Origin of the sequence: Marinobacter sp. (genome assembly GCF_040882185.1) — a bacterium.
Taxonomy (GTDB): domain Bacteria; phylum Pseudomonadota; class Gammaproteobacteria; order Pseudomonadales; family Oleiphilaceae; genus Marinobacter.
The window spans coordinates 220,038-240,404 of record NZ_JBBEBW010000020.1 but is presented as its reverse complement, the minus strand read 5'-3'; the positions used below and the strand labels follow the sequence as shown (position 1 = coordinate 240,404).

The window sequence follows — 20,367 nt, the reverse complement described above, 5'->3', positions numbered from 1 at the left end:
CAAGCCAAAACAGGAGGCGCAAGCACCATGATCTGGGACCAGGCCATCATCGAATTAGAACCTTATTCCCGGGGTTTTCACCTCATCACGGATATCGTGGCCGCCCAGGGGCCGTCCCTTAAAAACTGCGAGATCGGCCTGCTTCACCTGTTCATCCAGCACACCTCTGCCTCCCTGGCCATCAATGAAAACGCCGACCCGGACGTGCGTGGTGATATGGAGCGCCATTTCAACGTGATGGTGCCTCAGAAGGCACCCCACTACGAACACACCACTGAAGGCCCGGACGACATGCCGGCCCACATAAAAAGCGTGCTCATCGGCCCTTCCGTTACCATTCCCATCAGCAACGGCCAAATGGCCCTCGGTATCTGGCAGGGCATTTATCTCTGTGAACATCGCGATAGTGCAGATGGGCGCCGGATTGTGGCTACATTGCAGGGGCGTTGGTGATTGGGGCAGCCATTTGCTCAATTTCTCCCTGGCTATACACATCGTTGGCCAAATTGCATTCTTCTGCCACCTGAATCAAAATATACCAAACATTGGTACTATCGAGGTGGCACCATGCAAAAGAATACCAGCATATCCCTGGGTCAACATTTTGATGCATTCATTACCGAACAGCTCAAAAACGGTCGATACAGTTCAACCAGTGAAGTAGTGCGTGCTGGTTTGCGTCTGCTTGAAGAAAGCGAAACCCGCCTGACCACACTCCGAAAATTGCTTAAAGAAGGCGAAGACAGCGGTTTTGAAGACTATTCCTACGATTCGTTTATTCGTGAACTAGACAACGAAGGACGCTGATGTCGAATTTCAAGCTTTCCAGGAATGCCAAAGCTGACCTCAAAGCTATTGCTTTTTACACGGAACGTGAATGGGGCCTGGAGCAACGAAACCACTACATTCTTCAGTTCGATCAATGCTTCCACCGTTTGGGAGAAAATCCGAATCTTGGGCAAACTTGCGATGAGATAAGTTCTGGCTACCGACTGTTTCTTCAAGGGAGCCACATTATTTTTTATCGGAACGTGTCGGGAAGTGTCGTAGAAATTATTCGTATCCTCCATAAGCGCATGCTTCCTGAAAAGGCAGTGAGAGGGTGACCAGTGAGCCTTAAAACTGTGACCGATATTTCAGTAACAGCTCAATCCTTGACGAGAGAACTTCCGCGTAGAAAGCGAGCCGCGAAAAAGCCGACGAGCTGCCGAAATTTTCCAGCGTCCAGACACTGGCAATAAAATCCCGCTCCGCTTCCCTATAGGCACTTCAGGCTGCCGACAACAGTGTCGCCAACAATAGAGCGATGACCTTAAAAGCCCCGCCCCTGATCGTCATTGATAAGCTCCCTGGTCGAGTAGTTTCCATCCCACAGAGCGCCGACTCTTAAGCCCCTCCATCACCTTTCCTCGAGATTTGTTCCAAGCTTTCCATCCTTGGTTAACATAGCGATCCACCTGATTGTGGCAAAATTTTTCCTGGAGGCGTCTTTGCAATAGCAGGTCAGCGTTTCTCTGACGGAGACTCGTCGCCGTTTTACAGTACGCCCTCAGAAGCCTGTGAAGCCGCATTGAGCCATGGCGCTAACAATTAATCGACTTCGTTTTAAATCCGAGTTCCCCTCTTCAATCCGCAAGCATAATCGCCACGGCCTCTTGGCCGCACTAACAGCCCCCCACACCAACAAAACGAAACAAATCTCCTCCCAGATGTGACCTCCATGGTCTGAATTGTGCTCCACAATACCGCCAGTAAGGCTTTGTTCTCCAAACAGGTGAAGTATGAATCAGCATTTTTTCAGGGCACTGTTTACCAGTCGTTTGTTGTTGCCGGTTTTTCTGGTGTTGGTGGTGGCCAGTGCCTTGCAGCTTTCGGTCAGCCAGTGGTTGATTAGCAGTGAGGTCGACGCCTTGACCCGTTCGGTGGAGGCTTCTTTGCAAGCTGGACGTGAGCGGGTGGGCGCCGGGTTTTCAGAGGCTAACGCGGATGTGGACAGGCGCCTCGGCGCGATGCGGGAACAGACTGCGTCAGAGCTGACGGGTCAGCTACAGGTTAAGCTGGGTGAGCGTCAGCAGCAGATTGCCGCCAATCTGGAGAAGGCAGTGATAGCCGAGGCTCAGGGCTTGGCGGATGCGGTGGCGGCGGTCGCCGCGCCGTTGATCTGGGATCGGGATGTGCCAAAGTTGACCGAGCTGGTGGAACTGATCGATTCGCGCGAGGCGGTGCTGTTTGCGGCGTATTTTGACCAGTACGGTGAGCGTCTGACCCGTTATGTCGACCGCACTGATGAGCGCGTAAAAGCGCTGATGGATCAAGGCGAAGGCCGGGGCGCCATCACTAAGGTACTGGCCGCCGCTGATAAAGCCGACGATGTGGTGATTATCACTGCGGACATTGCACCCCAAGGGTCTGTGATTGGCCAGCTCAAGCTTGGTTTGTCTACCCAGGCTATCGCAGAGGACATGCGCCAACTGGATGAACAGTTTGATACCACGGTGACGGAGAGCGCCGAGGCGGTCAGCAGTATCCTGCTGCAGGAGACGGGGCAAGTCAGTCAACGTTTACAGCAGCAGTTGGCAGATATTGAAACCATGACCCAGCAGGAAATACAAGCCACGGTGGATAGCATTAATGCCAAGGCTGCCGGGTTGTCTGGCAACCTTTCAGTGTTCTCAATTGTGTCGAGTCTTGTGTTGCTGGTGTTGATTGCGCTGGTGCTGGGTGCAGGGGTGCTACTCAAGATTAACCGGCTGAACCGGGCGATCTGGGATATTGCCGATGGCGAGGCAGATCTTCGCCAGCGGGTTGATCTGAAGGGGAAAGATGAGCTGAGTCATATGGCCGGGGGCATCAACCAGTTCATCGCCCGGATCCAGGCCATGGTGAGCCAGGTCAATTCGGCCGCCAACACAGCAGCGGGGCAGGCCGGTGAGCAGGGCAAGGCAAGTCGGGAAGCGGTTGAGGTGGTGAATAATCAGCAGCAGGAAATTGACCGGGTGTCCGCCACGGTAAGCGATATGTCAGGCTGTATTCAGGAGGTTGCTGAGAACATTCAGCAGGTTGCGGATTCGATCCGGGGTATTAATTCGGAAAGCGAGGCCACCGCCGATATTTCCCGCCAGGCGCGGGCTGAGCTGGACAGAATGGTGACGGAAGTAACTGAGGCAGTTGAGGTGGTGACCGAGCTCAACAATGAAAGTAGGGAGATTGGTTCAGTGCTGTCGGTGATCGGTGCCATTGCCGAACAGACCAATTTGCTGGCGCTGAACGCGGCTATTGAAGCGGCCCGCGCAGGCGAGAGCGGGCGCGGTTTTGCGGTGGTGGCGGACGAGGTACGAACGCTGGCCAACAGAACCCAGCAGTCCACGTCTGAAATACAGGTGATTATTGATCGTTTACAGAGCGGCAGCCAGAGGGCGGCGACCTCGATCAATAAGGCCTCCGAGCGAGTGGGTGCCTCCGCCAGCCAGTTCCGGTCTGCTGATGAACACTTCGAGAAGATCAATAACCTGCTGACCCAGCTACAAGACCGGGCTTTGGTGATCTCCGCCGCGGCTGAGGAGCAGAGTACCCAGGCCCGGGAAATCACCGGCAATGTTCACGACATGGAGCAGTCAGCAGAAGCAGCGGTGGTGGCCATTCGTCGTTCTGACAGCGCCAGCCAGGCGATCGAAACGGTGATCCGGGAGCTTCAGCAGGCATCGAAACAGTTCAAGGTTTGAACCTCGAGGGCCTGATTCGGGGAAAATGTCAGAGCACCGAAATGGTGCTCTGGTTGAACAGCCTGTTCCCCAGCTCGCGAATCATAGTCGGGCCGTTATCAATAAGCTAAAGTAACTCGTTAACTCGACTTGTAGCTGGAAAGTTTAACGATGGAAGATGCCCTTCACAAAATAACGCTTCGTCAATTACAGATTTTCCTGATCGCAGCGCAGACTTCGAGCTTTATACGCGCAGCGGAAATTTTGAGTCTGACCCCACCTGCGGTCTCCATGCAAATGAGCAGTCTGGGAGAAGAGTTGGGGGCGCCGTTGTTTGAGAAAAGGGGCCGTAACCTGGTGCTAACCGTGGCCGGAGAAACCCTGATTCCTTATGCTGAGCGCATCACCCAGACATTGGGTGACGCTAATGAAGCCATTGGAGCGTTAAAGGGCGTACAGCGCAGCACGGTTAAAGTGGGTATGGTCACCACCTCACGCAACTTTGGCCCTCATCTGGTGGCACGGTTCCAGGCTGAACATCGGGACACCAAGCTGGATATCGTCATTGCCAATCGCCGTAGCATCATTGAAAAGCTGGAACATCAGCAGGTGGATGTGGCATTGATGGGGCGCTCTCCCCGGCGTATTCAGGTTGAGTCAGTGCCGTTCGCGGATCATCCGTATGTGGTCATTGCCAATGCAAATCACCCTCTGGCGGGTAAGTCCTCAATTGACCCAAAGGAGCTTGGCACCGAAACTTTTCTGGTGCGGGAAAAGGGATCGGGAACGCGTATGGTACTTGAGCGCTTTCTGGAGGATAGCGGTCTGAGCGTGCCACGAATCCAGGAAATAGGTGGCACCGAAAACATCAAGCAAGCGGTAATGGCGAACATGGGAGTGGCGGTAATCTCCGGCCACACCATTCATTTAGAGCGTCAACTGGGGCTTCTCAGCGTACTCGACGTGCAGGGTATGCCGCAGATCCGGACCTGGTTCGCCGTTCACCTTAAAGGGCGTGAACTGAGTGAGGCGGCGACGAGGTTTGAGCAGTTTGTCAAAGAGCAGGGGCCTCAGTTCATGGCGGAGTTTTTTGGCGAATCTGCTACTCAGACCCCGTCAAAGGGCGCGAAATGAGGCTGTAGGTTAAGGCACGGACAGCAACGCCCGAGCGCGGGTGACCACCGGAAGGTCGACCATTCTGCCATCCAGAACCACCGCTCCCCGATGTTCCGCAATGGCGGTTTCGTAGGCTTCAATCACTCGTTTTGCGTGGCTGATTTCCTGTTTATTTGGCTGAAAAGTCTGGTTCAGGATGTCGACCTGACTGGGGTGAATGCAAAGCGCGCCATCAAAGCCCATCGCTCGCCCACGGTTCACCGAAGCGGCAAATTCATCCAGGTCGCCATATTCCGTAATGCTGCCTGGAAACCCGAAGGCTTGAATGCCAGCCGCCCGGGCGGCAAACACCACCTGCTGGCAAGGTTGAAACAGTATCTCCGGTGTTGGCTCAAAGTGGCCATCGGCACTCAGATCCTCGCCCCCGAGCGCGATGCCGGTCAGTCTGGTGCAGGACTTTGCCAGCTCGTTGACCTGGCTCAAGCCAGTAACTGTTTCAATCAAAGCCATGAGGTGAATGCTGCCGCCGGGCAGGCCTCGTTCAGTTTCCAGCTCGGTGATTAACTCGTCGATAAGCTGAAGGTGGCTCGCGCTCATGGCCTTCGGCACCAGAATTATCTGGACCCCCCGCACCACTGAAGCTTCGAGATCCCACACAGCGTTTCTCATATCGCGATTGATACGAACGCCCACCGTCAGGCCGTGCGAGTCGAGGTGGTTTACGGCGTCTGTGAGTTGGCTGCGGGCGGACGCTTTAAGATGTGGCGGTACGCTATCTTCCAGATCAAGAATGATGGCGTCCGCACCCCGGGTGTGGGCACTGTCTACAAAGCGTTGAATGTGAGCCGGAACAAACAGCAATGAGCGGCAACGAGGCAGCAGGGTAGTCATTCCGTTAACTCCTGTTCAGATCATGTTGAGGTACGGCAAATTCGTCGCGAATGGCCTGCGTATGCTCACCGGGCCCTGGAACCCGGCCATAGCTTGCAGCCTCAGGCTCGTATGAACGCCTGATCGCGGGTGCAACCAACTCTGCGTTTTCACCATCCGGCAGCGTAACTGAACGGCGGCGCAACTGTGGGTGGTCTGCAAAGGTTTCCACTGAGTTGACGGCACCGTAGGCAATGTCAGCCGATTTAAGCCGGTCTTCGAGAATCTGTCTCAGGCTGGAAGAAAAGACATGGTTAATGTAGACATCCAGCGCCTTTCGGTTGCTGACGCGGGCCTCGCCAGTGCTGAAGCGGGGGTCTGATGTTAGCCAAGGGTTTTCCAGTATCTCATTGCAGAACCGTGCCCATTCCCGTTCGTTCTGGACCGAGATGGCCAGGATTTCTCCATCTCTGGTTTCGTATCCGCCATAGGGTGCGATGGACGGATGATGCAGGCCGACCCGTTCCGGGGCTTTGCCTCCGTAGGTGGTGTGCAGAAGTGGCACGGTCATCCAGTCGGCCGCGGTGTCGAACAGGGACACTTTAATGCCGCTGCCTTTTCCGGTTCGCTCCCGCAACAGCAACGCTTGTTGAATTCCGATGACCGCATTCATGCCTGCGCCGATATCACAGATGGATACCCCTATGCGGCCATGGCCTTCGGGCGAGCCATTAATAGCGACCAGGCCGCTTTCGCATTGCACAAGAAAATCATAGGCTTTCATGTCCCGGTAGCGACCGGTTTCACCGTACCCGCTGATATCACACGTGATCAGGCGGGGGTGTCGGGAGCGCAACTCGCCGGTGTCGAAGCCAGCACGGCTTATGGCGCCGGGCGCGAGGTTCTGAACGAATACGTCCGCGCCTGAAAGAATTTGGTGCAAGAGCTTTGCGTCCTCCGGGTTTTTGATGTCTAGCGCGAGGGATTCCTTGCCATGGTTGGCCCAAACAAAGTAGGACGATTCGCCCTTAACCACGGTGTCGTATTTACGAGCAAAATCGCCGGCGCCACTGCGCTCAATTTTGATGACCCGGGCACCGCCTTCGGCGAAATGACAGGAGCAAAGCGGAGCCGCGACGGCCTGTTCTATGGTGACGACCCGAAGGCCTTCATAGGGTTTGGTGAGGGCGTTGCCGCCGCATTCGTTAATTGGCATTGATTGATCTCGCTGTCGGAGTGGGTTTTGCCGGAGGCAGCATGGCGATGCTGCGTCGCATTTCGTTGGCCACGATGTTCATGCCTTCATCAAAGCCCATGCCGGGCTTGACCAGCATTCGCATAGGGCGAGCGGCGAGAGCCAGGTGAACACAGGTGCGGGCGGAAACATCGGTTTCATTGCAAGTACCGCCCTGGTAAGCCTGCACGCCTCTGTCGTTGCAATAGCGGATGGCGTCTACCACGTTGTGGATGCTGCCGAGATCCGGTGTTTTGATCTGAACCATGTGGCAGCACTGGGCGTTGGTAAAATCCACCACGTCCTGGTAGGTGTTGCACCACTCGTCGGCTACGATGCCAACGTCCGAACCGAGCGCCCTCAGGCGGTCAGAGATAGCCCTGAGGGAATCGATCTGAAGTATCTTCTCACCGGCATCAATAGGCCCCTCGATTTGCAGGGGAAACTCGCCAGCGGCCTTGCCCAGGCGAGCCAGGTACTCTGCGATGCGTTGGGGATTCTGGTCGAAGATCAGGCCGATGGTGCCGTAAACGTCGATATGCAAATCTGGCCGGTAATCCGGGTTTTGACGTAGAGCACGGATGCGTCTCTCAAGCCAGGTCACGTATTCCAGCAGTTTTTCGCCGCGCTGCCCAAGCTTGTCTGCCACGTTGTTTATCAGCCCATGAGGCAGGGCATCGACTTGCTTGATGATCATCTTGTCGACTGCACGATAGCGATCATCACCGCTTTGGCCGAATAGAGGGACGGCCTCTGGTATCACTGGCAGCCGGTATTCACGACAGATCACCTCCATTTTCAAGCAACGGCTAGCGAGCGCGGCGGCTTCCAGCAATGCCTGGGAGACTCCGTACCGGATGGCGGTGTGCAGACGCTGGCCATTAATTTCGAGGTTATCGAAAAACCGGGTATTCTGGAGGAAGCGATCAACGGTCAAGCCCTCCAGAAGCGGTTTCAAATGAGTATTCATAAAAGTGACGAAGTGATCGGCGGTAAACAAGGGGTCACGGCCCCCGGCACCGGAATACTGCACTGCTGCACAATCCCCTACGGCGACGCTGCCATCTTCCAGAGTCAGTATCACTGACACACATTCACCGGCCTGACGAATGGAGCGAAAGCCTGGAGTCAGTACCTCACCCTGATAGGTGAAGCCGTCTTGTTTGGAGCCCCGTTTGATGGCTTTCTGATCGTCGAAATAAAAGGCGGACAAGCCACCCACAAATAAAGCGCGTGTTATTTTCATGAATCGGCTCGTGCTTTCCTGGCAAAGTGGTTAGGGTTTTAGCAAGGTCGCCCGATCAGGCGGCTGTTTGAGATCGCGTTGACATCATCAATAACCATCTGGAACGATGGCGCCCGCCCCTCGCTCGATGCCCGCTCGGCGATTTTGTCCCGGTGAAAAGCGAGTACGTCATCCGGCAAGGGGGCGTTGCCTTTATCGAGCACCCGTAAGGCCCCGTTGTCATCACGTATCGGCATCAGAGTGCCAGCGTTGGCCCGCGCAGGGGCGAAGGGAATATCCATAACCCCGGATTCAAATGCGCGGATGGTTCCGAGTGCAATATTGCCCTCACCAAGGGCGAACACCCGAGAGAGTACGGCCCGCACTTCGCGTTTTATCATGTCGGTTTCCAGGGCGACGTCTTCGCCTGCTGGCTTTTGCTGCTCGCCCAGCATGTTGATCATCTGGCGGGTTGCGCGGAGACCATCCCGGTTGGCTGCCATGGTTGGCACACCGCCCGCTTCATGGGGTGTTTTGACGATCACCTTGGTCGCCCCGGCCAGGGAAGCCGCTGCCGCGCCAAGGCAAATGACGCCGTAGGCTGATGACTCCTCATCCGGGAAGCCGCCCATCCATTGATGAAAGACGGCGCTGAGCTGGTAACCCGTAAACCCGGCTGCATTGAAATACTCGTCACCAAGCTCCCGTAGCGAGCGGATTGCCGCGATATCCTGAACCAGATTGCCGCCCTGGCCGTAACCCAAAGTGAGGCATTTGACCCCCTGCTCCAGGGCCAGCAAGCCTTCCAGAATCATTACGCAATGGGAGACAAACGGCGGCACCAGCGTTCCGGTCAGCGGGCCGAATGGTTCACGGTTGATGTGTACGCCCTCATCCTCATAACGGCCAACAAGCCGATCGCAGTACTGCCAGTGCCGAATGCTATCTTTGAGTTTCACGCTTTTTGCGTAGGGGATGTTGTAGGAGATGCCACCGCCTTCGTAACTGGTAAACCCTGCCGCCAGGGTGATCTCGGCCAAGAGGCGGGCGTCGGGCGTGCCATGTCGAACCTGAACCGGTTTGTCCAGTGCTTCGACCAGTTCCCGACAGCCATGGAGGCCGTGGTTGACTGCGGGAAAGCCGTTCATAAGGGAGCGGCCAGCTTCCCGTGAGCGGGCGATGCCGTTAGCGCATTTGTCGTATCGGTTGTGCCGGGTATAAGCGTCAATCGTGGTCGGTAACACATCGCAATGGGGCTGTAAATCCGTCAACAGGGTTATCTGTTCCTGCAACAGAGCTACCCCTGCTCGCGGCTGTAATAACGTTCGGCCAGCGTCGTCCGCCGCTTTCATCACGGCTGAAAATTGCTTCTTTTCCGGCAGACCGAGCTGATAGCGAACGCCGTCCTTGAAATTGACATCCGCTCCCGTCGGCCATGTACCGAGCACCACTTCTCGTTCAGAATCAAATATCCTGTCGCTCAGGCGTTTATTAACAAGCGGTTCCATCGAATCAAAGGGCATGGGTAGTTAGCTCTCGGGCTGCTGCTTCTGTAGAAGCGTTTAGCTGGGCGATACCGGCATGAGCTGCAGCTTCAGGGTAACCCCGGGCGACGTTGGCCAGTAACGGAAACAGGTAGTGCTTGTCGCGGTAGAACCTGACATTTCTTGGGGTCAGTATTTCTTTACCTTGCTCATCCAGGGCGAGGCATGCCAACCATGGGTTGGGATCAAACTGCTCCACTCTTGAGAGGTAACCGCCGGAACCAATGACTCGACGGATGCCCGACAAGTCACGGCCGGTCTGAACGTTCACCAGGCCATCAGTCTTACTCACCTGATGGATTCGTCCTGCATGGCGGCTGCAGGCATTTACGACGCAGGTACCGGCAAGGGCATCATCAAATACCCGTCCTGCCATGTCTTCAGGGATCGTGTCGGGGTTTTTGAATACTTGGTCCAGATGGGCGCGGAAAGCCTCGTTGGCATACCCGGTTTGCAGCAACATGCCCTGGATGAGGTCGTCCCCTGCGATAGCAGTTGTGACTGCAGAAACCCGCATGCCCAGATCGCCCTCGACGGTGCGCTTGACCAGCGGTTCTGGTAAGCCCCGTCGCACAGTGCCGCTAACGAGCTGTTCCTGGTGACAGGAATAAACATCTGTAGTGGCCCCACCGAGATCGATCAGCATGAACTCTTCCCATCCCGGAACGTGGGCCCGGATGTGTTCGCTGTATTCATAGATGGCATAGGGAGTGGGGGTTGGCTCTTCGCCGGTGGCCTCTACGATGATGTCCAGCCCTTTACCGCTGACAATGCTCGCCAGGAAAACCTCACGCATGGCTAACCGCGCAGGTTCGGGGTTCGGGCGCTCCAACGCCGGCAACAGGTTCTCTACGCAGGTCACATCCCGTCCCGAAAGCAGGTCGGTAACCTCGTACTGAATGGAGCGGTTGCCCGCGTAGACAATGGGGCAGGTCAGGGTGGATGCGGCAATAGCGGCAGCATTGTACAGCACGCAATCGGTATGGCCTCCGTCAGTACCCCCGGCAAATAGCAGGATGTCGGGGGGCGCGTCTTCCAACGCTACAATGTCATCGCGCGTCAGGCGGTAAGAATAAACCTGACTGAGCTTCGCGCCCGCCGAATAAGCAGCAATACGTGCCATCTCAGAGGTGACTTCGGGCACGATGCCCAGTGCTGCCACGGAAAGGCCACCCTTTGCTGATGAAGAATAGAACAACTGATCGGACGCGCCGCTCTGTTCAAGAGTGCGGTATACCTCGAAAAAACTGTCCGACAAGTTGTTGACAGATGTCGGGCGCGACGCCTGAGCAAGTAAGTGCAGCGTTCCGCAAGAACTCATTCTGAAGGCTGCACCTTTGGTCCAGGTGGACCCGATGTCTATGGACGTAATGATCATGCGGATTTGGTCAATGGCTCGCGGGCGAACCTCTGCTCGATGATGTCGTTTTTGAGGCACGTGATCAGTTCATGAAGATCAACGCGAGGCGAACAGACGCGGTCGAACCCCATTTTCCTGAACAGTGTTTCAATATCACGAAAATCGGACTTACCAATAACAAGGTTGCCGCCGACATACAGCAAAATGTCGTCCAGGCCTCGTTCGAGACAACGACCACGAAGGCCGTGACAGTCGATTTCGCCGTGGCCATAAATCGAAGACACCAAGATCGCATCGGCACCGGTTTCGATTGCCGCATCGATAAATTCATCCTGACTGACCATGACGCCGAGGTTAATCACTTCGATACCGGCCTGGCTCAGTACGCTGGCGAGAATCTTGTTGCCCACTGCATGACAGTCGGAACCGATAACACCCAGAACAATGGTGTACTCACGCGTATTCGATTTAGCTTTCATGGCGTTAATCCTTAACTTGCGGCCTGGCTACAGGAAAAGCGAGGCGGAAATAATCAGATGACGATATATATAATAGATAAGAAAAAGTTATTTATAAAGGTTTTAAAGGTAAGTTTGTCTGATTAATTAGTATTAGACAAATATTGCGCTCTTATGCAAATTTTGTTGTTTTGCATAAGGTGAAAGTGCGAATTTCGGTATTAAAGCCAGAGATGACAGCAGCTTAGGCAATAAAGTGGTCTGGCGCTGAAGATGAGTCTGGGAGGGGGAATGTTCCCAGGCAGGGAGATTTAGCTGGGACCCTTCATGACGCGGCCCCGGTCTTCTGTGGAAATTACAGGTGGGTGTTCGCTGCTCAGAGCTGAGCCAGCCGGGCATCCCAGAACGGTGTCAGCAAGTTGGGTAATTCTTTCGAAATACCCAATGAAGGCTTTAGCAAATCCAGCATGATAGGCACAGCAATCTGGGTATTGGCCCACTTCTGGCCGTACCAGTTTGTCATCAGATTGAACCACTCAACATTGCTTGTTGTCAGTACGCTGGCAGCTAGCCCGGCAAAAGGAGATAACAATGGCGCCTCGACAGAGCCGGGCACCGGAAAGTAACCATGGGGAAATCGCTCGGAGTTCTCCTCGATACGGTAGTTGTCATCATCGTCAGGCTGACGGTAGTAGAATACTTCACCCCGGGCAGTGGCCTGGAATTCGATGTCATCGGGTGCATCCATAAAACCCAGGTCCAGCAGTGAGCTGGTGACGGGTCGGCGCACTTCCACATCAATGGAGCGCCCGTTTTGCTTGGCATCCAGGCCATAGGAAAGGCCGTCGGTCCAGGGCAGTTCGGTCAGGGCCATGTACATAGGCACGCCCTGATAGGTGGGCCAGAACTCTTTCGCGGTAGCACCGCCCCAGGCCAGTTCATTGCCCTCCAGGTCAAATTTGGAAGCAAACAGGGTTTTCGGGATATTGATAAACGGAAATAGGGCCTGAAACTTGGGACGCCAGACAAAAGCACCCATTTCAATCTTGTCCTCAGATTGCCAGTCGGCCCCCCAGGCTGCGCCCTTGGCTAATGTTTTAGCCAGCCCTGCAATGCCGGACTGCTGGCCGAGGCCGCTGGAGTACAGCCGGTTACGGAACTGTTCAATAACGGCCTGCTGGGTTTGCTTAACGGCCTGGCGCATGGGGCTGCGGTCAGACAGATCGGAGTAGCGGCGGTCAGTCCGGTTACCGGACCGGCGGGCCTGGTTTTCCGGCCGGTTGGCCTGGTCTTCTATAGAGCCACTCTGTGGCGGGCTGGGGCCGATGGAAGAGCCCCCCGCGTTAATGCCGTCTTCATAAGGATTGCCCGGTAGCACGCCCCAGAGGCCGTCCCCGCGGGTTTCGCCCCGGCCGGTGGGCGCATCGTCTTCGTAGGGATTGCCGGGTTGCTCCCAGGCTTCCGGTCGGTCGGGCGCCTTGCCGCGTTTGCGCATGATTTCCCGGCCACTTTCAGAGCCGGCTTCACGGGCGAAAATGAGGGATGAACCGCCGGTTTTATCGATAGCGACCTGAGCCATACCTGGTAAAGCGGGAGGCACAAAGGGCGGTGTGCAAGGTGGCGTGACGTAGACATCGAGGCGATCATCCGCACCAGGGTTGAGGGGGATTGGCGCCAGCGGCAAGAGGCCCGGGGGCGTGGGCACCATCTGGAAGCAGGCCCGCCAGGCTCTTTCCCACACCATGAATCTCTCATCGTCGTAGAAGGTGATAGACCCGTTGATCAGGCGATGCATTGGGCTCAGAGACACCCCACTTGCTCGTTTCAGGGCACCTTCGCCGCCGAGAGCGCCCAGAGCGAGCCTTGATACTATCCCTGCGATGCCACCGAGCGGATTGCCCGTGGAGACCGCCCGGTCACCAATATGTTTGCCGAGGTTGAACTTGAAGGTTTTGGGAATGCTGATGCCAAAGCCGTCGATGCCGGGGCGCACAGGCAGCATCCAGGCGTAGATGTCCGAGGTATTGTCATCGGTTACCAAAATGTCGTCACCGTAGCCTGCGGCGACCTGAGTCATGGTGCCATTGACGGCATTGCTAATGGCTGCGTATTCGGCCAGTTGGATACCGGCGTAGGCGGTGTTGAGCAAGTCGGTCAGCGGAATGGTGCCGTACCCGATGGTGGTGGCGAGCTTGTCGAGCACTGCGCCACCAAAGCGTCCGGCGCGCTGGAACTTGTTGCCCGCTACGCTGTTATTGTCTTGCTGGGTCTGGTTGGCTTCGTTCTGCAACTGGTCCTGCTGAGCCGCATCGGGGCCGAAGGCCGGATCATCGGAGCGCGGGGCGTCCGGGTCCAGCAGGGGTTCCAGCATCGGGTCCTGGACGTCGTCGTTGGTGTCATCGGCTTTGAAATCTGCAATCCCGGTGACCTGTTCCTTGAACGAACCGGCGGCAAAACTGGCCACTTTGGCCAGCAACTGTCTGGGTTTTGTGAGTTCATCAATGCCGGCAGCCAGGTGTCGTAGATGGCTGATGTAAGAGACCAGATAGCCAGCAGCGATGGTGTTGGCGATCATACCCCGACTGGTATAGGCCATGAAATTCATCGATCGGGCGGTTTGCAGGGCCCCGCTGTAGGCGGCGCCATCGGCAGCATTGATCAGTTCCATTTTAGAGACGGTGGCCCGGGAAGCATTGTAGGAAACCACTGCCACTATCAGCACCGCCAGTACCACAAGCAACAGCACTGGCATTACCTGTCCGTTCTGGATTTTTTTCATTGATTGACCCCGCCGATTTGCCTTGATATGAGGTTAGCGGAATGGTCTCGTTACTGCTGTGCAAATATTGTTCAATGCTTATCAAAAATTGACCGGACGTCCTCAATTAATCATGCATTGCAATCATCGGTGTTTTGTCAGCTACCCGGAACTCGGAGGGTGCTTTGTTCAAATATTTTTTGAAGTTCCGGTTAAAATTTGAAATATTGCAGAATCCGCATTCGTAACCTATTGACGAAATTGCTTTATCTGTCTTGGTAAGCAGCAAGCACGCCTTTTCAACTCGGAGTTTATTTACATAGTCCAGAAAACCGATATCAAAACATTTTTTGAACACCCGGGAAAAGTAAGATGGGCTCATATTTGCGAATTCAGAGACTGATTCGAGAGAGATGCCCTCATGAAAATGGTTGTTTATATAATCGAGAGCCTTGTTCAGAGCTTCACTGGCTGTATTGTCTTTTCGATGGATCAGCCGAGACGAAGCAAGTTTTTTATAATCACACTGCATTAATTTATCAAGTATCGAGAAGAACTGAACAAGCTTGGCGCAACCCTCCGTTTTGTTATTCAATTCCATCATAAGCTTACCCACTTCTATCACATTGGGGCAGTTGACAAATTCGATGCCAAATTTCGCGTCTTCTAGCATGCCTTCAAGCTGGCTAAGCTCTGGAAATATTTGATATGCATTTGAAATCATGACTTCGGAAAATAAAATAAGGAAGTCTGATGGGGGGCTTTCCTGGCCTGTATCTGCGTTGGCCTTTCTGATCCAGCTGTGTGGCAATTTTGGTGCGATAAGAAACAATGTTTTTGGCTGAACGGGACCGACATAATCACCGACGTAAGACTCTCCTGAGAATTCCAGGAAGTAATGCAGCTCAAATTCTTCGTGGTAATGCCATCGCTTTATCAAGGCATTATCATTACAGTTTATATAATGAAATGAAGCTTCATCTCCCCACCGCAATAGTTCATATTTCGGATGCATTTTTTCACCAATATTCTAGTTCTTATTACAGTTAAAAATCGAAATATAGAGTGTTTGTAATACGTGAATCTGCACTTTTCATTGGTGGAATCCGTTCTCAGGAAAATTTGTTTTTATAATTATCAACTTTAAGCTAAAAGAAAAAGCCGGGTAGGGGAATGCAAAAACCTCCTGAATATTTACAAAAAGCTCCGATTCTTCGTCACACAAAGGGGCATTATTTTTATCCTCTTAAATCTTTGTATGCTGCCTAAAATACTTTCCATTCTGTCAGGCGGCTTTTTTTCAGTTGGGAATGCTATTTTTTTATGTTGTGTATCAGCAGTCTGACAGGGTTGTGGTGGGTACGATCTCCGTTCTTTTTATGCTTTCGGTAAGGTCTTAAAAAAATGCATGTCAATTTTTCGCAAGCATTGGACAAATTTTGTGTAGCTGCGTGACCCGACAATTGCCTAACCTTTAGATACGGAAAATGCGCAATGGCTTACATGAAAATACGAGATGTTACGTAGTCATGAGGCATGAGCTTTTGTTCCGGAAGTGGGTGCCGACTTCCCCCAGGGCTCTGGGAGCGGTTGGCAACAATGTCAGGTGGTCCTCCGGGTCACCTGAAATACCCGAGGAAACTCAGGAGTTCAACATGAAAAAGACTCATAACCATAAAATCGTGGGCGGGCAGGCCGGTCAAGGAATGTCCGAATACATCATTGTGGTGGCCCTCGTCGCATTGGCTGCAATTGCGGTGGTCAGCATGTTCGGTGGTGTTGTCAAAGGCCAGTTTTCAAATATGGCCGCAGCATTGTCGGGTGACGGTACTGGCGAAGCGGTTGAAAGCGAACGCGACGATGAGGCTTCAGACCTCACGGACTATTTCGACGGCGACTAGCATTAGCCTGTAACGGGCGCTGGAGGTTTTCGTGGGGTCAACCTCCAGTGTTTTTTGACAGTTTGGCGGGGTAACAGAGATGTACCGACAACAGCATGGTCAGGCTCTGGTTGAAATGGTCGTAGTAGCGCCTCTGATCATTGCAATTGCAGCCGGTATTATGGCTATAGCGATGTATCTGCAGGCCAAGACCACAACGGTTACCACTGCCCGATACTCCGTCTGGGAGCGCGCTGTCTGGGCCGACCCGGAGCACCCGTGGAGTGGCGGGGACAGCGATGAATTAGGCGGCAGTGCCAGCACCGTGATTCGATCTGAATTTGATATTTTTCAGGCGGGCCTGGCTTATACCACCAACCCCAACCTTCGAATCCGATCCGATCGCAATATGGCTGAAGTGGCGGCTTACAGCGGAAGCGATAATGACAACCCGGATGTTCTGTCCTGGGGCGGAACCACACACTCCGGGTATAGGACTTTTGGTGGCAATGTCGGTGCTTTTGTTCAGGGCACACGGGGAGATGACAGCCGGTCGGCTTGGGAAGGTCTGCGTTCGCGGTACTTTCACACAATGGAGCGGAATGAACAGGACGTGTACCTGGCCTCTGATTCGCTCCAGAATTTCGGTATTGAGCCGCTGGCCAACCGGGGGCTGAAGTTACCCCAGGATTCTGTTATCAGCGCACAGGCTACTCTGGCCTTGCCTAATGTTTTTCACGCTTTTTGGTCATTGGGGTGGCTCGATTTTAACGAGGCTGACGGTCAATCCGAGTTGAGGATCAGCTCAACCGCGTCGTTATTGACGAATTCCTGGGCGCCGAAAAATGAAGACGTTTTCGTGCGCAAAGTGCATGGGTTGGACGTCAAGCCACTTGCGGATTACATCACCGTCGCCAATCAGGCGATCTTCGACGGCATAAATTCAAGAATGGGTGCGCAGAGCGATCTTCTCACGTGGGTGCCAATTTTCGGTGACATTTTGCTGGCAAAGAACCCATTGCTCGACGCCAGTTCCGTGGCCTTGCCCTTCACACGCGCCATTCCGGAAGTGGATAGCGTCAAACCTGAGGTTAACCCGTTGAAATGTCAAGACTCCTATCTCTGTTAGTTATCGTGGGCCTGTGGTCCGCCTCGATATTGGCGGCGCCATTCCCTGGAGGCCGGGTGCCGGAGTTGAGCTTTCCATCCTCGGTTGAAGTAACCGAGGTATCACCGGACCTGATCAAGAATGGCATGCCGATGCGAATCTACGGTTTTCGTTCGCACCGGCGCATTGACGACGTAATGGTGGAGATGGGTTTACACCTTGAAGAGCGGGATTTCCTGGTAGGAGACGTTATGACCCTGGGTGATCTGCAGACATTGGGCGTGTCAGACGCCAGGCATTTCATCAATGTACAGGGTCAGCGTTCGGAATACGGCCAGGGTAGTGCTGGATTTGTAGTGATTACGCCACGCCCCGATCTTTTCCAGCCCGAGATGTCCACGCCGACGGTGCCGGTGCCAGACAGTGTAGACATACTCTCCCACGAGTTTTACCGGGACGGTCAAAGAGTGGGAGAGGCGGTTCTCGGAGTGTCACCGCAACGGGCAGTGGATGTGGGTAGTGCCTTGGTAACAGGTTTTGAGGATGACGGCTGGAAGCCAGCGCCGGACGAGGTGAAGGTGGGGTCGGAGGAAATCGCCGTTTATCGGGTTTTGAGCAAAGGGGAGCGCTTATGTCGACTGATCGCGATGGATCAAACCATCGATGGCAGTGCAATGGCCACCGTCAACGTCAATTGCCACAACTGAGCCGCAAGCTCATGAGCGGGCGCCAGAGTGGGAATGTGATGGTGGAGTACATCGTCATTACCTCATTCTTGCTGATGAGCTGGTTTACGGTGGATCTGTTCATCAGGGGGGCTGAGAGTTATCAGCGAGGGTATTTTCAGGTGCTTGGGGGCAGTTAATTCTGACCCGACAATAACCGGCCGGGCCCCGCCCCGTGAACGCCAATAGCAAAGGTAAATAACAACAATGAAGCTGAACCCGAAACGTTCATTAATGATTATCGCAGTCGTATCGGTGCTGGTGGGCAGCGTGGCGGTCTGGTTGTCGGCGGACTACATACAGGGGCGGGTGTCGGGCATACGTACACAACTTGAAAGCGAGTACGAGATGATGCCGGTGGTCGCTGCCAGTGTCGACCTTGCCAGAGGGGGGGAGGTTGCCCGTAGCAATCTTCGGGTAGTGCACCTCCCCAAGCGTTTCGTCCCCAGCCAGGCAATTCATCCCAAACAACTTAACCGTATAGAGGGGGCCAACCTGGTAGTCGATGTGGCCGCAGGCCAACCAGTGTTGACCAATTATGTGACCCGAGGGGTGATCCGGACCGGAACTTTCTCAAGCCAGATTGGCGAAGGAATGCGCGCTGTCACCTTTCCAGTAGATATGGTGTCTTCTGTGGGTGGGTTGCTGAACCCCGGGGACAAAATTGATTTGTTAGCTACCATGCGAATGCAAAACCGGGAAGGACTCGTGACACTGCCCCTGCTGGACAACCTGGAAATTCTCGCCGTTGGTGAGGTCTTTCAGGGTGCCAATGACCGTCGCTACCAGCACATCACTCTTGAGCTTTCCCCCAAAGATTCTGCACGGCTTTTGCAGGCCCGGCAGGAAGGTTCGTTGACAGCCGTGTTGCGCTCGCCTGAGGACGAAAGCGAGGGCTTTGCAAAAGCAATGACAATGGAAGGGCTGTTTGACGATCCTTTCGGTCGCTATTTTGATGCACCTTCACCACCGGCTTCAAAGTTGCCACTTCAACCAATGATGCCTACCAGGCCGCCGATCGTGCCACCCAGAAATATTCACGTGATTATTGGAGGGCGAGGTTGATGAGATATCCCGTCAAGCAGTTGGGCAACCAACTGGGTTTTCTGACTTGTGTTCTGATTGCCTCATTTCTGTTCTCGACAGTGGTGGCCGCACATCCACTTAAGGTATCCGTTGGGTTCACAACGCTTGTTGATGCGCCTGGTGTTACCCGGGTAGCGCTAGGAAACGGTGAACTCGCTGAAGTACACGCGCTGAGTGAAACCGACGAGGTATTGGTTATCGGTCTGGTGCCCGGTTCTACCGATCTTCGGGTATGGACGGATGATGGCAAGCAACATCGATATAGCCTGACGGTTGGATCGTCTCGTGTGAAGATCGCGGAGGATGAGCTCGCCGCTCTCATATCGGATCTGGAAGGTATTGAAATGCGGGCATTGGGCAATGGCGATCTGCTGCTTTTCGGTCAGGCATTGCGGCCCAGGGATGCAGCATTGGCAGAAGCTTTGTCTGAGCGTTACAGCGAAATCATCAGTGAGGTGACGATATCGAAGGTGGTTGCCCTCCCCACCATTAACCTGAACGCCCGCATCGTCGAAGTACGCCGTAGTGGCCTGACCGAAATTGGTGTTGACTGGGCCGATACCTTTGCGGGGCCTGAAGTTGGACTGATCAGTGACTGGAGTACCAGTTCGTTTTTTCGTCCGGTCTTGCCAGACGGTTTTGAATCGACTAACGGCATGATGCTGCCATTGGATATTGGTACCCAGACCTATACAGGTTGGGGAACGCGAATTACCTCAGCTATTGATCTGCTGGCGCAGGATGGTGTGGCACGGTTGTTGGCTGAACCCCAGGTATCGGTGGTCAGCGGACAGGAGGCCCGGTTTGTGGTCGGTGGAGAATTACCGGTTAGTTTTCTGGATGAGAACGGGCAGCCCAGAATCGAATATAAAGATTACGGCATCATTCTGGAGATCGAACCCATTGCAGACGGGGCAGACGGCCTGATCAATACCCGCATTGCTGTTGAGGTAAGCTCCATCGACCCGTCTGTGTCAATCAACGGTATCCCCGGTTTCGTGTCCCGCAAAACCAATACCCATGTGAGCCTTCTTAACGGAGAGAGCTTCGTGGTGTCGGGCCTGTTGAGTAATGAATCATCCAAGGATGTGAGCAAGGTTCCCGGGTTAGGGGACATCCCCATTCTTGGTGAGTTGTTCAAGTCCAGAGCCTTCCAGAATCGTGAGACTGAGCTGTTGGTGATGGTTCGTCCAACGTTGGTATCGGCCATCGATGAGGTCAACAAACGCCGGCTTGAACAGTTTGAAAATCTGTTGACGGAATCCCGTAAAGCGGTCCAGTTCAGTCTGTTTGACTGATTTT

General features: G+C 54.3%; 19 protein-coding genes. 11 read left to right on the top strand and 8 right to left on the bottom strand.

Annotated features, from left to right (window positions below; translation table 11 throughout):
- Window positions 1-27 precede the first annotated feature (27 nt).
- From WEB64_RS11815 to WEB64_RS11795, 5 genes are all read left to right on the top strand, one after another.
- Entirely contained in the window at window positions 28-453 is a 426-nt protein-coding gene (locus tag WEB64_RS11815; protein WP_368065630.1) for a secondary thiamine-phosphate synthase enzyme YjbQ, read from the top strand.
- A 114-nt stretch (window positions 454-567) separates the two neighbouring features.
- Window positions 568-807, top strand: a complete 240-nt coding sequence (locus tag WEB64_RS11810) for a type II toxin-antitoxin system ParD family antitoxin (protein ID WP_368065629.1) — start codon at window positions 568-570, stop codon at window positions 805-807.
- Window positions 807-1,106 (top strand): type II toxin-antitoxin system RelE/ParE family toxin, encoded by a 300-nt coding sequence (locus tag WEB64_RS11805; RefSeq protein ID WP_368065628.1) that lies wholly within the window; start codon window positions 807-809, stop codon window positions 1,104-1,106. Before WEB64_RS11810 ends, WEB64_RS11805 begins: the two co-directional genes overlap by 1 nt.
- 675 nt (window positions 1,107-1,781) lie before the next feature.
- Window positions 1,782-3,722, top strand: coding sequence for a methyl-accepting chemotaxis protein (locus tag WEB64_RS11800; protein ID WP_368065627.1), 1,941 nt, complete (start codon window positions 1,782-1,784; stop codon window positions 3,720-3,722).
- Window positions 3,723-3,872: 150 nt separating this feature from the next.
- On the top strand, window positions 3,873-4,835 hold the full coding sequence (locus WEB64_RS11795; RefSeq protein WP_368065626.1) for a LysR family transcriptional regulator: 963 nt from the start codon (window positions 3,873-3,875) through the stop codon (window positions 4,833-4,835).
- Window positions 4,836-4,844: 9 nt separating this feature from the next.
- Here WEB64_RS11795 and WEB64_RS11790 read toward each other — a convergent pair whose 3' ends face one another.
- The 8 genes from WEB64_RS11790 to WEB64_RS11755 all read right to left on the bottom strand — a co-directional run bounded on the left by WEB64_RS11790 (window position 4,845) and on the right by WEB64_RS11755 (window position 15,281).
- Window positions 4,845-5,708 (bottom strand): CoA ester lyase, encoded by an 864-nt coding sequence (locus WEB64_RS11790; protein ID WP_368065625.1) that lies wholly within the window; start codon window positions 5,706-5,708, stop codon window positions 4,845-4,847.
- A 4-nt stretch (window positions 5,709-5,712) separates the two neighbouring features.
- A complete protein-coding gene (locus WEB64_RS11785; protein ID WP_368065624.1) occupies window positions 5,713-6,903 on the bottom strand; it encodes a CaiB/BaiF CoA transferase family protein in 1,191 nt (396 codons plus the stop codon).
- The gene (locus WEB64_RS11780) at window positions 6,893-8,167 is read right to left on the bottom strand and encodes a methylaspartate ammonia-lyase (protein ID WP_368065623.1); all 1,275 of its coding nucleotides are present in this window, start codon (window positions 8,165-8,167) and stop codon (window positions 6,893-6,895) included. Before WEB64_RS11780 ends, WEB64_RS11785 begins: the two co-directional genes overlap by 11 nt.
- A gap of 38 nt (window positions 8,168-8,205) precedes the next feature.
- Complete coding sequence (locus WEB64_RS11775) at window positions 8,206-9,669, bottom strand: methylaspartate mutase subunit E (protein ID WP_368065622.1); 1,464 nt, start codon at window positions 9,667-9,669, stop codon at window positions 8,206-8,208.
- Window positions 9,659-11,068 (bottom strand): glutamate mutase L, encoded by a 1,410-nt coding sequence (locus tag WEB64_RS11770; protein WP_368065621.1) that lies wholly within the window; start codon window positions 11,066-11,068, stop codon window positions 9,659-9,661. Before WEB64_RS11770 ends, WEB64_RS11775 begins: the two co-directional genes overlap by 11 nt.
- Complete coding sequence (gene glmS, locus WEB64_RS11765) at window positions 11,065-11,529, bottom strand: methylaspartate mutase subunit S (RefSeq protein WP_368065620.1); 465 nt, start codon at window positions 11,527-11,529, stop codon at window positions 11,065-11,067. The genes WEB64_RS11770 and glmS overlap by 4 nt, the downstream gene beginning before the upstream one ends.
- Before the next feature lie 355 nt (window positions 11,530-11,884).
- On the bottom strand, window positions 11,885-14,287 hold the full coding sequence (locus WEB64_RS11760; RefSeq protein ID WP_368065619.1) for a pilus assembly protein TadG-related protein: 2,403 nt from the start codon (window positions 14,285-14,287) through the stop codon (window positions 11,885-11,887).
- A gap of 106 nt (window positions 14,288-14,393) precedes the next feature.
- Window positions 14,394-15,281 (bottom strand): AraC family transcriptional regulator, encoded by an 888-nt coding sequence (locus WEB64_RS11755; protein ID WP_368065618.1) that lies wholly within the window; start codon window positions 15,279-15,281, stop codon window positions 14,394-14,396.
- A gap of 640 nt (window positions 15,282-15,921) precedes the next feature.
- Here WEB64_RS11755 and WEB64_RS11750 point away from each other — a divergent pair.
- From WEB64_RS11750 to WEB64_RS11725, 6 genes are all read left to right on the top strand, one after another.
- On the top strand, window positions 15,922-16,167 hold the full coding sequence (locus tag WEB64_RS11750; RefSeq protein WP_368065617.1) for a hypothetical protein: 246 nt from the start codon (window positions 15,922-15,924) through the stop codon (window positions 16,165-16,167).
- Between the two features lie 79 nt (window positions 16,168-16,246).
- On the top strand, window positions 16,247-17,275 hold the full coding sequence (locus tag WEB64_RS11745; protein WP_368065616.1) for a TadE/TadG family type IV pilus assembly protein: 1,029 nt from the start codon (window positions 16,247-16,249) through the stop codon (window positions 17,273-17,275).
- Window positions 17,251-17,961, top strand: coding sequence for a hypothetical protein (locus WEB64_RS11740; protein WP_368065615.1), 711 nt, complete (start codon window positions 17,251-17,253; stop codon window positions 17,959-17,961). Before WEB64_RS11745 ends, WEB64_RS11740 begins: the two co-directional genes overlap by 25 nt.
- Before the next feature lie 11 nt (window positions 17,962-17,972).
- Window positions 17,973-18,119: a hypothetical protein gene (locus WEB64_RS11735; RefSeq protein WP_368065614.1), complete on the top strand. Its 147-nt coding sequence runs from the start codon at window positions 17,973-17,975 to the stop codon at window positions 18,117-18,119.
- Window positions 18,120-18,186: 67 nt separating this feature from the next.
- Window positions 18,187-19,044 (top strand): Flp pilus assembly protein CpaB, encoded by an 858-nt coding sequence (gene cpaB, locus WEB64_RS11730; RefSeq protein ID WP_368065613.1) that lies wholly within the window; start codon window positions 18,187-18,189, stop codon window positions 19,042-19,044.
- A complete protein-coding gene (locus WEB64_RS11725; RefSeq protein ID WP_368065612.1) occupies window positions 19,044-20,363 on the top strand; it encodes a type II and III secretion system protein family protein in 1,320 nt (439 codons plus the stop codon). The genes cpaB and WEB64_RS11725 overlap by 1 nt, the downstream gene beginning before the upstream one ends.
- The last annotated feature ends 4 nt before the right edge of the window (window positions 20,364-20,367 follow it).

Excerpts from the sequence above, each read along its gene's own strand:
- WEB64_RS11815 (WP_368065630.1), top strand. The coding sequence starts at position 28 with ATGATCTGGGACCAGGCCATCATCGAATTAGAACCTTATTCCCGGGGT.
- WEB64_RS11810 (WP_368065629.1), top strand. The coding sequence starts at position 568 with ATGCAAAAGAATACCAGCATATCCCTGGGTCAACATTTTGATGCATTC.
- WEB64_RS11805 (WP_368065628.1), top strand. The coding sequence starts at position 807 with ATGTCGAATTTCAAGCTTTCCAGGAATGCCAAAGCTGACCTCAAAGCT.
- WEB64_RS11800 (WP_368065627.1), top strand. The coding sequence starts at position 1,782 with ATGAATCAGCATTTTTTCAGGGCACTGTTTACCAGTCGTTTGTTGTTG.
- WEB64_RS11795 (WP_368065626.1), top strand. The coding sequence starts at position 3,873 with ATGGAAGATGCCCTTCACAAAATAACGCTTCGTCAATTACAGATTTTC.
- WEB64_RS11790 (WP_368065625.1), bottom strand. The coding sequence starts at position 5,708 with ATGACTACCCTGCTGCCTCGTTGCCGCTCATTGCTGTTTGTTCCGGCT.
- WEB64_RS11785 (WP_368065624.1), bottom strand. The coding sequence starts at position 6,903 with ATGCCAATTAACGAATGCGGCGGCAACGCCCTCACCAAACCCTATGAA.
- WEB64_RS11780 (WP_368065623.1), bottom strand. The coding sequence starts at position 8,167 with ATGAAAATAACACGCGCTTTATTTGTGGGTGGCTTGTCCGCCTTTTAT.
- WEB64_RS11775 (WP_368065622.1), bottom strand. The coding sequence starts at position 9,669 with ATGCCCTTTGATTCGATGGAACCGCTTGTTAATAAACGCCTGAGCGAC.
- WEB64_RS11770 (WP_368065621.1), bottom strand. The coding sequence starts at position 11,068 with ATGATCATTACGTCCATAGACATCGGGTCCACCTGGACCAAAGGTGCA.
- glmS (WP_368065620.1), bottom strand. The coding sequence starts at position 11,529 with ATGAAAGCTAAATCGAATACGCGTGAGTACACCATTGTTCTGGGTGTT.
- WEB64_RS11760 (WP_368065619.1), bottom strand. The coding sequence starts at position 14,287 with ATGAAAAAAATCCAGAACGGACAGGTAATGCCAGTGCTGTTGCTTGTG.
- WEB64_RS11755 (WP_368065618.1), bottom strand. The coding sequence starts at position 15,281 with ATGCATCCGAAATATGAACTATTGCGGTGGGGAGATGAAGCTTCATTT.
- WEB64_RS11750 (WP_368065617.1), top strand. The coding sequence starts at position 15,922 with ATGAAAAAGACTCATAACCATAAAATCGTGGGCGGGCAGGCCGGTCAA.
- WEB64_RS11745 (WP_368065616.1), top strand. The coding sequence starts at position 16,247 with ATGTACCGACAACAGCATGGTCAGGCTCTGGTTGAAATGGTCGTAGTA.
- WEB64_RS11740 (WP_368065615.1), top strand. The coding sequence starts at position 17,251 with ATGTCAAGACTCCTATCTCTGTTAGTTATCGTGGGCCTGTGGTCCGCC.
- WEB64_RS11735 (WP_368065614.1), top strand. The coding sequence starts at position 17,973 with ATGAGCGGGCGCCAGAGTGGGAATGTGATGGTGGAGTACATCGTCATT.
- cpaB (WP_368065613.1), top strand. The coding sequence starts at position 18,187 with ATGAAGCTGAACCCGAAACGTTCATTAATGATTATCGCAGTCGTATCG.
- WEB64_RS11725 (WP_368065612.1), top strand. The coding sequence starts at position 19,044 with ATGAGATATCCCGTCAAGCAGTTGGGCAACCAACTGGGTTTTCTGACT.